The 13,329-nt window shown below is 65.2% G+C and carries 11 protein-coding genes; 3 read left to right on the top strand and 8 right to left on the bottom strand.

Going from position 1 to position 13,329, the window contains the following annotated elements; genetic code table 11:
- Positions 1–9 precede the first annotated feature (9 nt).
- The 8 genes from QMX96_RS14625 to QMX96_RS14590 all read right to left on the bottom strand — a co-directional run bounded on the left by QMX96_RS14625 (position 10) and on the right by QMX96_RS14590 (position 10,316).
- Entirely contained in the window at positions 10–1,161 is a 1,152-nt protein-coding gene (locus tag QMX96_RS14625) for an efflux RND transporter periplasmic adaptor subunit (protein ID WP_116052216.1), read from the bottom strand.
- Positions 1,162–1,335: 174 nt separating this feature from the next.
- Positions 1,336–2,433: a DUF1513 domain-containing protein gene (locus QMX96_RS14620; protein WP_282361969.1), complete on the bottom strand. Its 1,098-nt coding sequence runs from the start codon at positions 2,431–2,433 to the stop codon at positions 1,336–1,338.
- A gap of 2 nt (positions 2,434–2,435) precedes the next feature.
- Entirely contained in the window at positions 2,436–3,500 is a 1,065-nt protein-coding gene (locus QMX96_RS14615) for an imelysin family protein (protein ID WP_043862100.1), read from the bottom strand.
- 14 nt (positions 3,501–3,514) lie between these two features.
- Complete coding sequence (locus tag QMX96_RS14610; protein WP_043862101.1) at positions 3,515–4,942, bottom strand: di-heme oxidoredictase family protein; 1,428 nt, start codon at positions 4,940–4,942, stop codon at positions 3,515–3,517.
- A 169-nt stretch (positions 4,943–5,111) separates the two neighbouring features.
- Positions 5,112–6,443, bottom strand: a complete 1,332-nt coding sequence (locus tag QMX96_RS14605; RefSeq protein ID WP_043862102.1) for an imelysin family protein — start codon at positions 6,441–6,443, stop codon at positions 5,112–5,114.
- A gap of 144 nt (positions 6,444–6,587) precedes the next feature.
- Positions 6,588–8,639 (bottom strand): bifunctional diguanylate cyclase/phosphodiesterase, encoded by a 2,052-nt coding sequence (locus QMX96_RS14600; protein ID WP_054914822.1) that lies wholly within the window; start codon positions 8,637–8,639, stop codon positions 6,588–6,590.
- 294 nt (positions 8,640–8,933) lie between these two features.
- On the bottom strand, positions 8,934–9,530 hold the full coding sequence (locus QMX96_RS14595) for a Fe-Mn family superoxide dismutase (protein ID WP_054914821.1): 597 nt from the start codon (positions 9,528–9,530) through the stop codon (positions 8,934–8,936).
- 186 nt (positions 9,531–9,716) lie between these two features.
- Positions 9,717–10,316, bottom strand: coding sequence for a LysE/ArgO family amino acid transporter (locus tag QMX96_RS14590; RefSeq protein WP_043862105.1), 600 nt, complete (start codon positions 10,314–10,316; stop codon positions 9,717–9,719).
- 122 nt (positions 10,317–10,438) lie between these two features.
- Here QMX96_RS14590 and QMX96_RS14585 point away from each other — a divergent pair, with 122 nt between their 5' ends.
- The 3 genes from QMX96_RS14585 to QMX96_RS14575 are packed head-to-tail and all read left to right on the top strand — an operon-like array spanning position 10,439 to position 13,237.
- On the top strand, positions 10,439–11,365 hold the full coding sequence (locus tag QMX96_RS14585; RefSeq protein WP_058540891.1) for a LysR family transcriptional regulator ArgP: 927 nt from the start codon (positions 10,439–10,441) through the stop codon (positions 11,363–11,365).
- A gap of 12 nt (positions 11,366–11,377) precedes the next feature.
- The gene (locus QMX96_RS14580) at positions 11,378–12,373 is read left to right on the top strand and encodes an NAD-dependent epimerase/dehydratase family protein (RefSeq protein ID WP_058540892.1); all 996 of its coding nucleotides are present in this window, start codon (positions 11,378–11,380) and stop codon (positions 12,371–12,373) included.
- 39 nt (positions 12,374–12,412) lie between these two features.
- Entirely contained in the window at positions 12,413–13,237 is an 825-nt protein-coding gene (locus QMX96_RS14575; protein ID WP_058540893.1) for a hypothetical protein, read from the top strand.
- The last annotated feature ends 92 nt before the right edge of the window (positions 13,238–13,329 follow it).

Below are 13,329 nucleotides of genomic sequence, written 5' to 3'. Positions count from 1 at the left end.
GTTCCTTGGTCAGTCGGCGCCGGGCTGGCTGGTCGGTTCTGCTTGCAGGGTCTTGTCGGCGCTCAGGGTGACGGCAGCGCCCTGGGTCAGCTTCAACTGGCCGGCGGTGACCACCGTTTCGCCGGGCGTGAGGCCCTTGGCGATCACCACCAGGCCGTCGCGGCGCTCGCCGGTCTCGACGAAGCGCCGCTCGGCGATCAGTTGCGGCTGGCCATCGGCCGTGGTCTGCACCTTGCCGTCTTCGGACTTTTGCGGCACGGCGACATACACCGAGTTGCCATAGAGGGTGTAGGTGACGGCGCTCTGCGGCACCACCACCGCGTTGTGCGGGTTGGGCAGCAACACCTGCAGGCTGGCGAACATGCCCGGCAGCAACGTGCCGTCGGGGTTGGCCAGGGTGGCGCGCACCTGCAGGTTGCGGGTGGTGTCGTCGACCTTGGGGTTGATCGCGCTGAGGGTGGCGGTGAAGCTGCGGTGCGGGTAGGCGGCCACCGAGACCAGCGCCTGCTGGCCGAGGCTGAGGTTGGGCAGCGCCTGTTCCGGCACGAAGAAGTCGACATACAGGCTGCTCAGGTCCTGCAGGGTGGCGATCACCGTGCCGCTGGCCAGGTAGCTGCCTAGGTCGACCTGGCGGATACCGATGGTGCCGGTGAACGGCGCGTTGATGCTCTTTTTCGCCAGGGATGCCTTGAGTTGCGCCACTACCGCCTGGTTGCGCAGCAGTTGGGCGCGCAGGCGGTCGAATTCGCCCTTGGAGATGGCCTGGCTGCCGACCAGCTGGCTGCCTCGCTGATAATCCACCTGGGCCAGCCCGAGGTCGGCCTGGGCGGTGCCGAGCAGGGCAGTCTCCACGTCGCTGTCCAGCTGCAGCAGCAGTTGCCCGGCCTTGACCTGCTGGCCGGATTCGAAGTGCAGGGCCTTGACCGTGCCGGCGATCTCCAGGCTCAGGTCCACCCCTTGCAGGGCCTTGAGGCTGCCCACGGCGGGCAGGCGGCTTTGCCAGGGCTGCTCGCGCGCCTCGGCGGCGGCGACGCTGACCGGCGGCTTGGGCGCGGAGAACTGCTGGATCTGGCGGTAGATGGACAAGCCCTTGTAGCCGCCCAGGGCCAGCACCAGCAGCAGGACGATACCCAGCATGATGAGCATGCGACGGCGCAGCATGGACCAGCTCCCTGGAAGCGTTGTTGCGCAAGTCTAGTCGGTCGCGGCGCAGGGGGCGGCGTGCTGGTTCGGTATATTTTATGTTGTCTGTACCGACGTCATCGCGGGTCAAGCCCGCTCCCACAAGGTTCCAGGTGTTCCCTGTGGGAGCGGGCTTGACCCGCGATCGCTATATCAGATCAGGTGCAGATGGTTGTCCCACAACCCCGAAGGCAGTTGCAGCGGTTGCCCCACCAGCGCTGCCTTGCGGCAGTCGTACAGCCGGCAACGCCCTTGCCCGGAGGTCACCACAAAGCCATCGGCCACTGCGCCCACGCCCGCGCAGTCCGGCATCGGCGCATCCAGCTTCACCTCGGCGCTGTCCAGGTCCCAGATGAACAGGCGGTTGGCCCGTGGCGCGGTCATCGCCACCAGTCGCAGCTCGCTGTGCACCGCCACGCTGGCGGTGTACTGGGCCATGGACTGCAACTGGCGCTCCGGCACCGGGAAGGCCACGAACGGCTGCCCCGGACGCTTGATCGCCAGCAGCTCGGCGGTTTCGTCCGAGCCGCCCATGAACTGCTGGCACGCCAGCACGGTGCCGTCGTCGGCAATCGCCAGGTGGCGCACGCTGTTCATCTGCTGGCTCAGGGTTTCCTTGCTCAGCAGGGTGCCGTCGCGCTGCATCAGCACCAGACTGGGCTGCATCGCATCCAGGTTCATCTCCACCCGGCTCTCGGCTTCGGTGCGGATACCGCCATTGGCCACCACCAGGGTCTCGCCGTCAGGCAGCCACGACACCTGGTGCGGGCCGATGCCGTGGGTCGGGATTTCCGAATGATGGGCCAGGTGTTCGCCTTCGAAGCGGTACACACCCAGCACGCCACGGCCCGGGTCGGTGGTGTCGTTCTCGGTGGCGTACAGCCATTCGCCGCCCTTGTGGATCACCGCGTGGCCATAGAAGTGCCGGTTCGGCTGCGAGGCCAGGGTCTGCAGCAGGCGCCCGTCGCGCAGGTCGATCAGGTAGCTCTCGGTGCCGGGGCGGCGCGCCACGAACAGCGCGATCGGCCGCTCGGGGTGGTTGATGATGTCGTGGCAGCGCAGGCCGACCTGGGTGGCGAACACCTGGGTGCCGTCCAGGCGATAGCCCACGGCATAGTGCTTGCCGTCGGCATCGTCACGGGCCGACAGCAGCAGCGGCTGCTGGCCCTTGCTGCGCCACAGGGTCCAGCCACCCAGGGTCAGGGCGCTGAGCAGCACGCTACCGAGTTTGAGGGCCTGGCGTCGCAACATGATCAGTCACCGTCGTTGGCATTGAAGCCCAGCTGGATGTTCAGCGCCTTGGCCAGTTCACCTTCATGCAGGCGGTGAACCACGTTCAGGCTGTCGTAGAAGGCGTTCAGTTGCTCGCGGCCGGCATCGTCCTGGAGCATTTCGCCCAGGGGCCTGTCGATCGCCTTCAGTTGCTTGAGGGCATCAGCATAGGCCGCGTCGATCTTGTCGGCCAGGGCCTTCTGGTCCTTGCCCAGCAGGCCGCGCAGGCCCTGGTTGTCGACCCCGACCCACACGGTCTGGGCGGCGATCAGGCTGGCTTCTAGGCTCTTGAGCGAGGAGTGGCTGCGCCAGGCTTCAGCCTGCAGCGGCTGCGGGATGCCCTTGCTCAGGCGCCCCATCGGCGTGCCGAGCTTCTTCTTCAGGGTGTCCAGCGCGGTGACCTGGGCGCGCAGCAGGTCGGCGATCGCCTCATGGGAGTCGGCGTAGCGCTGGTTGGGGAACTTGGTCATCTGCGCCAGCATGCCGTCGGTGCTGTTCCAGCCCTTGAGGATCTCTTCGGCGAGGTTCTTCTGGTGTTCGCCGATGGCCACCAGCAGCGGGCAATAACGGGCCTTCTGTTCGGCGGTGGCGACGTCCGGCTTGCTGTCGAACAGAATGTACTCGTAGGCCGACAGGCCGCGCACCACGACGCTGGACTTGGCCACGGTCTCGGCATCCACCGGCTTGTCGCCGTTGACCAGCTGCTCGACCTGACGGCCCACCAGGTTCTTCTTGTCGGGCCAGAACTGCACCTGCCAGGCGCGGTTGCCCTCGGCCAGCGGGCCGATCAGCAGCGGTTGCAACTCGGCCCAGGCTTTTTGTGCGTGCAGGAAGTCGGCGCGTGCGGTGGCCAGGTCGGCCTTGCCTTCGCAGAAGGCCAGGGCGCTGACGGCCAGTTGGCGGTCGGCTTCGACCCAGCGACTGTAGGTCGGCAGGATCACCTGCTTGGCGATCGCGGCAGAGGTCACGGCCTGCGGGTCCTGCGGCGAGCAGGCGCCCAGGGCGATGGCGGCGAGGCTGGTGAACAACAGCTTGGGACGGAACATGTCCGGCTCCTTCTCTAGAGTGAGTTCAGGAACGCCAGCAACGCGGCGCGTTGCTCGGCATTGAAGGTCAAGACGTGCTGGCGCGCAGGCTCGGCTTCGCCGCCGTGCCAGAGCACGGCCTCGAGCAGGTTGCGGGCGCGCCCGTCATGCAGAAACTGGGTATGGCCACTGACGGTCTGGTTCAGGCCGATGCCCCACAGCGGCGCGGTGCGCCAGTCCTGGCCACCGGCGGCGAATTCGCTGCGGTTGTCGGCCAGCCCCGGGCCCATGTCGTGCAGTAACAGGTCGCTGTAGGGGCGGATGGTCTGGTTGGCCAGCTCCGGCTCGGCGGCATTGGCCGAGGTGGTGAATGTGGGGGTGTGGCAGCCCTGGCAGCCGGCCTGGAAGAACAGGTTCTTGCCAGCCAGCACCTGGGGCGAATCGACGTCCTTGCGTACCGGCACCGCCAGGTTGCGGGTGTAGAACAGCACCAGGCGCAGGATGTTGTCGCTGACCTCCTGCTCGCCATCGGCGCCGTTGCCATTGGGCTGGGCCAGGCAATCGAGCTGCGCCGGGGTGCAGTCGTCGCGCGGCACCAGGCTGCTGGTCAGGCCCATGTCGCTGGAGAACGCATGGGCGTTCTGCTGGTTGAGGTTGGGTTGCCCGGCCTTCCAGCCGAAGCGGCCAAGTACCTGCTTGCCCTGGGCGTCGTCCCATACCAGGTTGGGCCGGCCACGAATGCCGGTGCCGTTGCGCCCCTCGGGGTCGGCGTTGGCCAGGATTGCCTCATCAGGGATGGCCTCGAGCAGGCCCAGGCCGATCATCGGCGGCGCGACGCGTGCCGAGAAGCGTGTGTCGGGGTGCATCGGGCCGTAGCCAAGCTGGGTGATCTGCAGCTGCGGCTTGCGCAGTTCGACCTGGGTGCCGTCCTTGAAGGTGACGTTCACCGGGGTGTAGCTGACCCGCACCTTGCCCTCGGGGGCCACGCCGGGCACGGCCATGTCCTGCAACTGCCCGCCATAGACCGGCTCGGGCACGATGCCCAGTTGCTCGATGACCTTGGCGTATTCGGGCTGGTCGGGGATCGACAGGCGCACCAGCATCGATACCGCGTTTTTGGCGCCCTCTGCGGGCGGGTGCCCGCGCCCGTCGCGAATATGACAGTTCTGGCAGGCGTTGGTGTTGAACAGCGGGCCCAGGCCATCGCGTGCGGTGGTGGTGGACGGGGCGATCACCCACGGGCTGCGGAAGAAGCTGTTGCCCACGCTGAAGTCCAGGCGCTGGCTCGGGGTGAGGTTGGCCGAGGGCATGGAGTAGGCGTTGCGGTCGCGCTTGTTCACGGTGGTGCTGCCACCGGCACGCGCCTCGCCAGGTTCGGCCTTGGTGAAACGCGGGGCGTCGTCACAGGCGCTCAGGGCCAGGGCCAGCAGCAGGGGAAGGGCGCGGTGAAGCGGAGCGGGCATCGAGAATCCTGAATGGCTAGCGTAAAACCGGCGTGCAAGCTTAGCAGGCGCGGGGGATATGAATAAGAGGGATTTGCGTTTGCTGGATGAAATCTGCTTCAGCTTCCAGCGAAGAGGTCCCACAAAAAAAGGCGACCCGAAGGCCGCCTCTGTTTCAGCACGCTACCACTCAGAACTCGTGGTCAGCGGTGTCCGGGTTCAGGTCGGTGATGCCCAGTTTGCCCGCAGCCTGTTCGATGGCACCGGTCTGCTTGACCAGCGCGGCGATGGCGTCACGCACGATCTGGTTGCCCGCAGCGTTGTCGGCAGCGATCAACTGGTCGTAGTGCTCACCCTTGAGGGCGTGGTCGACCATCACCTGGATCTTCGCCTCGGTGGCTTCCAGATCGGCCTTCAGGGTGTTGTCGGTGGCCGGATCGACCTTGGCCACCAGCGACGACAGGCTCGGGCCGCTCAGCTTGGTGCCGTCGGTGCGGGTGTACTCGCCCAGGTAGACGTTGCGGATACCCTTGGCGTCGTAGAAGTGCGAGTAGTGGGTGTTGTCGCTGAAGCAGTCCTGCTCGTCCTCAGGCGAGTTGGCTTCCAGCGAGACCTTCATGCGCTCGCCCGCCAGTTCGCCCAGCGACAGGCTGCCCATGCCGAACAGCATCTTGCGCAGGCCGTTGGCGACAGGTTCTGCCTCCAGGGTGGCGCGATAGTTGTCGGCCACTGCCGGCTTCCAGTTGCCGACCATTTCTTCCAGGTCGTTGACCAGCAGCTGGGTCACGGCCTTGAGGTAGGCACGACGACGCTCGTTGTGACCGCCGGTGGCGCCTTCGCCTTGCAGGTAGTCCGAGGCAGGGCGGTTGCCGGCGCCCGGGCCGGTGCCGTTGAGGTCCTGGCCCCACAGCAGGAATTCGATGGCGTGGTAGCCGGTGGCGACGTTGGCTTCCGAACCGCCCAGCTCGTTCAGGCTGGCCAGCTTCTCGGGGGTCAGGTCCTTGACGTCGACCTTGTCTTCGCCCACCTGGATCTCGGTGTTGGCGATGATGTTGGCGGTGGCGGCCGGGTTGCCCAGGGCGTGTTCATAGCTCTTGTCGACGTAGTCGATCAGGCCTTCGTCCAGCGGCCAGGCGTTCACCTGACCTTCCCAGTCGTCGATGATGGTGTTGCCGAAGCGGAACACTTCGCTCTGCAGGTACGGTACACGGGCGGCTACCCAGGCAGTCCTGGCGGCGGCCAGGGTGTCGGCGTCGGGCTTGGCAAGGAAGGCATCGACTGCGGTCTGCAGGGTCTTGGCGGTGCTCAGCGAGTCGCTGTACACGGCATACACCATCTCGGCGTAGTGCTTGACCACCGCCTGGGCGGCGGCTTCGTCGACGGCCCCGGACGCCTGGGTGGTGCTGGCGGCAGCAGGTGCGGCGGCCTGTGGTGCGGCGGCCTTGTCCTTGTCATCGCCGCAGCCGGCGAGGGAGATGGCAATGGCCAGCAGACTGGCGGTGGCCAGAGGCATACGAATCATGGGCTATTCCTGCGTCGAGAGGTTGAACAGGCGTGCAGCCGCACGCAAAGGTGCAACATAATGCGAAAGATATGCATTTTCTGTAAAGAGGTTGCCACGTAAAAATTCAAATGCTGTTCACGCTGCCCTTAGCGGCAGCGTCACTCACAGAATCGATACCTGGTTGCGTTGCGCTGCTTTGAGGAAGGCGGTCAGCTCGCGTGCTGGCAGCGGCTTGCTGTAGTGGTAGCCCTGACCTTCATGACAGCCCTGGGCAATGATGTAGGCTTCCTGCTCGGCGGTTTCCACGCCCTCGGCGATCACCTGCATGCCCAGGCTCTTGCCCAGCTGGATGATCGCGCGAACGATGGTGGCGTCGTCGTCATCGTCGAGCAGGTCCTGCACGAAGCTCTTGTCGATCTTGATCTTGTCCAGCGGCAGCGACTTGAGGTAGCTGAGCGAGGAGTAGCCGGTGCCGAAGTCGTCGATCGCGATCAGCGCGCCGGAGCGGCGCAGGCTCAGCAGGTGCTGGGCGGCAGTGCTGATGTCTTCCATCAGGCCGGTCTCGGTCACTTCCAGTTCCAGGCTGCGCGGCGGCAGGCGGTAGATCTGCAGCAGGTTGTTGACCACCCGGGGCAGCTCGCTGTGGTGCAGTTGCACGGTCGACAGGTTGACTGCCATGCGCAGGTCGCTGAAGCCCTGGTCGTGCCATTCGCGCAGTTGCCGGCAGGCCTGGTCGAGCACCCATTCGCCGATCACGATGATGTTGCCGTTCTGTTCGGCCAGCGGTATGAACTGATCGGGCGGAACCATGCCCAGCTCCGGGTGCTGCCAGCGCAGCAGCGCCTCGACGCCCACCACGCGGTGGTCGCGGTAGCTGATCTGCGGTTGGTAAACCAGGTACAGCTGATTGCGCGGCAGGGCTTCGCGCAGGTCCTTTTCCAGCTCGCGGCGCCGGCGCATCTCGCTGTCGACGCTGGCGATGTAGAACTGATAGCGGTTGCGCGAACGGCTCTTGGCCAGGGTCATGGTCTGTTCGGCCTTTTGCAGCAGCTTCTCGGTGCTGTCGCCGTCTTCGGGGAACAGGGTGATGCCGATGGTGGCGCGCAGGCGGATCTCCTGATGGTCCAGGGCGAATGGCGCTTCCAGGTCATCGAGAATGCTCTGGGCCAGCTCGGCGGCCTCGTAGGGTTGTTCGATGTCGGCCTGCACCAGCGCGAACTGGTCGCCGCCCAGGCGGGCGAGGGCACCCAGGCGACCGCTGTGGGCACGCAGGCGGTCGGCCAGGGCCAGCAGCAACTGGTCGCCGGCCTGGTAGCTGAATTGTTCGTTGATGCCCTTGAAGTCGTCCAGGCCTACGCACAGCACCGCAACCCGGCGCTGCAGGCGCCCGGCATCGACCAGGATCTTGTCCAGTTGCTGTTGCAGTTGCTGGCGGTTGGGCAGGCCGGTGAGAAAGTCGTACTGGGCCATGCGCAGCAGGCTGTTCTCGGCCTCGTGGCGCAGGTGGGTATTGCGTTCGATGGACGCCAGCAGTTGGTTGGCGGTGTTCACCCACAGGCCCAGTTCGTTCTTCTCGTGGCCCTTGAGCAGCGGCAGCTGATGCTGGCTGGGGCGGTCGGGGTTGATCTGGGTGAGGTTCTCGATGAGCTTGGACAGTGGCTTGGTCAGCAGCCAGTGGTAGACCAGGTAAAGCACCAGCCCCATGGCCAGGGCGCGGAGCACGCCGGCAATGAAGATGATCACCGAATTGACCACGAAGCCCTGGCCGTAGGCGCCGGTATCGAGGGTGATGCTCAGGTCGCCGTAGTATTCGCTGTAGGGCGCGCGGCCGACGAGCTGGGTGGTGTAGGTACGTTCCTGGCCGAGGATCAGGTCGGTGAGCCAGCGGGTCGGCAGTTCCTGCAGAGGGCGCGACTTTTCTGCCAGCATGGTTTCGTTGGGGTGGCCGATGGAGGCCATGCGCACGGACTCATCCTGGAACAGCCCCTCGATGACCTGCATGCCCATTTCGCGGTCCAGGCTGTATACGGCCTGGGTGGAAGGGTCGCGGAACATGTCGAGGATTCGCTGGGCGTCGTTGGCGACAGCCTGGCGGGTCTTGTAGGCATCGAAGACGATCTGCGCACAGCTGAGTACCACGCCCACGGCCAGTGCCGAGAGCAGGACCACTCTGAGCAACTTGACCGACAAGCTGTTTTTGAGTTCCAGCTTCAATGGGGTTTCCTTAATCCATGCGCATGGCATCATTTTGCCATCATCTGTGGCAATCCACTATCGGCCGTTGGCAGGATTCATGATCCAGCGGTCACTGTATCGGTTGCCCGGCCTTGCGACTTGAGCGATGTACGACAAGTTTCCCAACGATTGATGTTAGCGCGGTATGGGGGGGCAGCAAGAGAGGGTGTTGGTGAAATTGGTTAAAAAAGGTTGGTGGGTGGGGTTTTGCTCTTTGCCGCTTTTTCGGCATAAAAAAACCCGGCCTGAGCCGGGTTTTTTCAGAAGCAGCACTTATGCAGTGAAGGTCTTGCCTTCGAACTGCTCAGCCACGAACTTCCAGTTGACCAGGTTCCAGAACGCCTCGACATACTTCGGACGCACGTTACGGTAGTCGATGTAGTAGGCATGCTCCCACACGTCGCAGGTCAGCAGCGGGGTGTCACCGCTGGTCAGCGGGTTGCCGGCACCGATGGTGCTGGCCAGCGCCAGGGAGCCGTCAGCTTTCTTGACCAGCCAGCCCCAACCGGAACCGAAGGTGCCAACCGACGTCTTGGTGAACTCTTCCTTGAACTTGTCGAACGAACCGAACGCGGCGTTGATGGCTTCAGCCAGCGAACCGGTAGGCTGGCCACCAGCGTTTGGCGCCAGGCAGTTCCAGTAGAAGGTGTGGTTCCAGACCTGAGCGGCGTTGTTGAAGATACCGCCCGAAGAAGTCTTGACGATCTCTTCCAGGGTCTTGCCTTCGAACTCGGTGCCTGGCACCAGGTTGTTCAGGTTCACGACGTAGGTGTTGTGGTGCTTGTCGTGGTGGTATTCCAGGGTTTCCTTGGAAATGTGCGGCTGCAGGGCATCGTGTGCGTAAGGCAGCGGCGGCAATTCAAAAGCCATGGTGATTCTCCTAATCAGGTCTGTTGCGGTGAGCGCAAGGCCGATCACGGGCGGCCGGAATGCATCGGCGAGTTTTTACTCTTTGCGACGCAGATTCGGGATCATAGCACCGGGCCCTGACCTAAACCACGCAACAAGTGTATGGAATAGAGGTTCCAGAGCCTTTGCCGACACCTGACGAACGGGTCAGCCCAGCGCCAGTTGCAACGCCACCGCAAACATCATCACCGCCACCATCAGGTCCAGCAGGCGCCAGGTGCCAGGCCGGGCCAGCCACGGCGCCAACCAGGCCGCACCCAGCGCCAGGGTGAAGAACCACAGCAGCGAGGCACTGGCCGCACCCGCCACGTAGGCACCCGGCACGCTTTGCTGCGCACCCAGTGAGCCGATCAGCAACACGGTATCCAGGTACACGTGGGGGTTGAGCAGGGTCACCGCCAGGGCACTGAGCAACACCGCGCGACGCGAACGCTGACCCAGGCCCTCGCCCTGCTCCAGGCTCTGGCTGGAGCAGGCGCGGATCAGCGCCTTGCTGCCATACCACAGCAGAAACACCACCCCACCCCAGCGCGCGACCGCCAGCAGGGTCGGGTTCTGCGCCAGCACCGTGGCCAGACCGAACACGCCAAGCGCCACCAGCACCGCATCACAGAACACGCACAGTGCCGCCACCGGCAGGTGGTGCTCACGGCGCAGGCTCTGCGCCAGCACGAAGGCGTTCTGGGTGCCGATGGCCATGATCAGCCCGAAGGCGACCAGCAGGCCGTTGAGGTAGCTTTGCCACATGGGAGGTGCTCCGCGAAGCAGCCACACGGGCTGCCGAAAATACAGGGGGGATCGCTGGCTATTGTGCGGGCAGTGGGCGTATAAGAAAAACCAATAAACCTCATCCGGCATTAGGGAAACTGATGTTCGACTACAAGTTGCTTTCCGCCCTGGCGGCGGTGATCGAGCAGGGCGGTTTCGAGCGGGGCGCACAGTTGCTCGGGCTGTCGCAATCGGCCATTTCGCAACGTATCAAGCTGCTGGAGGCGCGCGTCGGCCAGCCGGTGCTGGTACGCGCCGCGCCACCAGCGCCCACCGAGATCGGCAAGCGCCTGCTCAACCATGTACAGCAGGTGCGCCTGCTCGAGCGCGACCTGCAGCATCAGGTGCCGGCGCTGGACGATGGCGGTCAGCCCGAGCGTCTGCGGGTAGCGCTCAACGCCGACAGCCTGGCCACCTGGTGGGCGGCGGCGGTCGGGGCGTTCTGTGCGCAGGAGCGGGTGCTGCTGGAGCTGGTGGTGGAAGACCAGGAGGTGGGCCTCAAGCGCATGCGCGCTGGCGAAGTGGCGGCCTGCCTGTGCGCCAGCGAGCGACCGGTTGCCGGGGCGCGCAGCGAGCTGCTCGGCGCCATGCGCTACCGTGCGTTGGCCAGCCCCGACTTCATGGCACGCCACTTTCCCCAGGGGGTAGAGGTGGCGCGTCTGGCCCGCACCCCGGCCGTGGTGTTCGGCCCGGACGATTTTCTGCAGCATCGCTACCTGGCGTCGCTGGGTATCGATGGTGCATTCCTGCATCACCTGTGCCCGTCTTCGGAGGGCTTTCTGCGCATGACCGAGGCCGGCGTGGGTTGGGGCCTGGTGCCCGAATTGCAGGCCCAGGCGCAACTGGCCAGCGGGCAACTGGTGGAAATTCTGGCGGATAAGCCGATCGATGTGCCGCTGTACTGGCATCATTGGCGCAATGGCGGGCAATTGCTCGGCCAACTCACCGACCACCTGCGGCGCAGCGCCAGCAGTTGGTTGGTGCCGTGGTCGGGTTTGCCGGCGTCTGCATCATCTGCAAACAAGTAGGCGGAGTGCTTCATGCGAATTCTGGTCACCGGCGCAAGCGGCTTCATTGGCGGGCGCTTTGCACGCTTTGCCCTGGAGCAGGGCATGGAGGTACGGGTCAATGGCCGGCGGGCCGAAGGCGTCGAGCACCTGGTGCGCCGCGGCGCCCAGTTCATTCCGGGGGACCTGGGCGACCCGGAGTTGGCCCGGCGGGTCTGCCAAGGCGTCGAAACCGTGGTGCACTGCGCCGGTGCGGTGGGCAACTGGGGACGCTACCAGGACTTTCACCAGGGCAACGTGGTGGTCACCGAGAACGTGGTGGAGGCGTGCCTGAAGGAACACGTTCGTCGCCTGGTGCACCTGTCCTCGCCGTCGATCTACTGGAACGGGCGCTCGCGCCTGGGGGTGACCGAAGAGCAGGTGCCGCGGCGCCTGCACGATGCCTACGCGACCACCAAGTACCTGGCCGAGCAGAAGGTTTTCGGTGCCCAGGAGTTCGGCCTGGAAGTGCTGGCCCTGCGCCCGCGCTTCGTCACCGGGGCAGGGGATGTGAGCATCTTCCCGCGCCTGCTCAAGATGCAGCAGAAACGCCGTCTGGCGATCATCGGCAACGGCTTGAACAAGGTCGACTTCACCAGCGTGCAGAACCTCAACGAGGCGCTGATCAACGCGGTGCTGGCTGGCAACGACGCGCTCGGGCAGGCCTACAACATCAGCAACGGCCACCCGCTGCCGCTGTGGGACGTGATCAACTACGTGATGCGGCGCATGGACCTGCCCCAGGTCACGCGCTACCGCTCCAGTGGCCTGGCCTACAGCCTGGGCGCGCTGAACGAGGGGGCCTGCCTGCTGTGGCCGGGCCGTCCGCAACCGACCCTGTCGCGCCTGGCGGTGCAGGTGATGAACAAGGATTTCACCCTGGACATCAGCCGCGCCCGCCAGCAACTGGACTACCGCCCGCAGGTCAGCCTGTGGGCGGCGCTGGATGAATTCTGCGGCTGGTGGAAGGCCCAGCACGGCGGCCACTGACTTATACTGGCGCTCATTTGCACTCACGGCGGTTGATCCATGCGCAACGATGCTCACGACGATTTCGATGATGTACCCAGCCTCAAGGCCGGCGGTCGCGATGATGACGACTTTGCCCCGGCGCCAGGTGCACGGGTGGCCGCCGTGCGCGGCAAACCGCGCAAGCCGGCGGCCACCGGGCCGTTGTGGGCGCTGGTGGGCGCTTCGTTCATCGCCCTGGCCGGGCTTGGCTGGTGGAGCTTCCAGCAGATTTCGCTGATGGAGCAGCAACTGGTGGCCACCCAGGAAAGCTTTGCGCGCATCAGTGAAGAAGCTGCCGGGCGCCTGCAGGACATCAGCGGCAAGGTGGCGGCCAGCGAGTCGAGCGTCAGCACCGGCAGCGAGGCACTGAAGCTGCAGATAAAGCAGTTGCAGGCCAGCCTCGCCGAGCAGAGCAAGCAGCAGCAGGGCGTAGCCGGGCAGCAGGGTGACCTGGGCAAGCGGCTGGAGCAGGCCCTGGCGCAGGTTGGCGAGCAGCAGGCGACCAATGCCCAATTGCAGGCGCAACTCAAGGCTGTGGCCACGGAGCTGGCAGCGGTGAAGGCGGCGCAGGCTGATACCGGCAAGGTCGATGCGCAGCTCAAGAGCCTGTCGACGGAGATTGCCGCATTGAAGAAGCAGGGGGATCCGGGGGCGGCGATCCAGCGCCTGGAACAGGACCTGATCGTGCTCAAGAGCGAGCAGGAGAATCGCCCGGCGGCGGCTGCCGGGGCGGGTGCCTCGACGGCGGAGTTCGATGCGTTTCGCGGGCAGGTGACCCGCAACATCACCACCTTGCAGAGCCAGGTGCAGAACCTGCAACGGCAGATCAACGCCAAGCCCTGATCCGCTGTGAAGCTATCGCGGGTCAAGCCCGCTCCCACCGGTACAGTGGCTGTCTGCACACCACCGATACCCTTGTGGGAGCGGGCTTGACC

It is taken from the genome of Pseudomonas sp. PS01300 (genome assembly GCF_029960155.1).
Classification (GTDB): domain Bacteria; phylum Pseudomonadota; class Gammaproteobacteria; order Pseudomonadales; family Pseudomonadaceae; genus Aquipseudomonas; species Aquipseudomonas palmensis.
The sequence above is the reverse complement of the archived record's forward strand: the minus strand, read 5'-3'. Positions and strand labels throughout refer to the sequence as shown.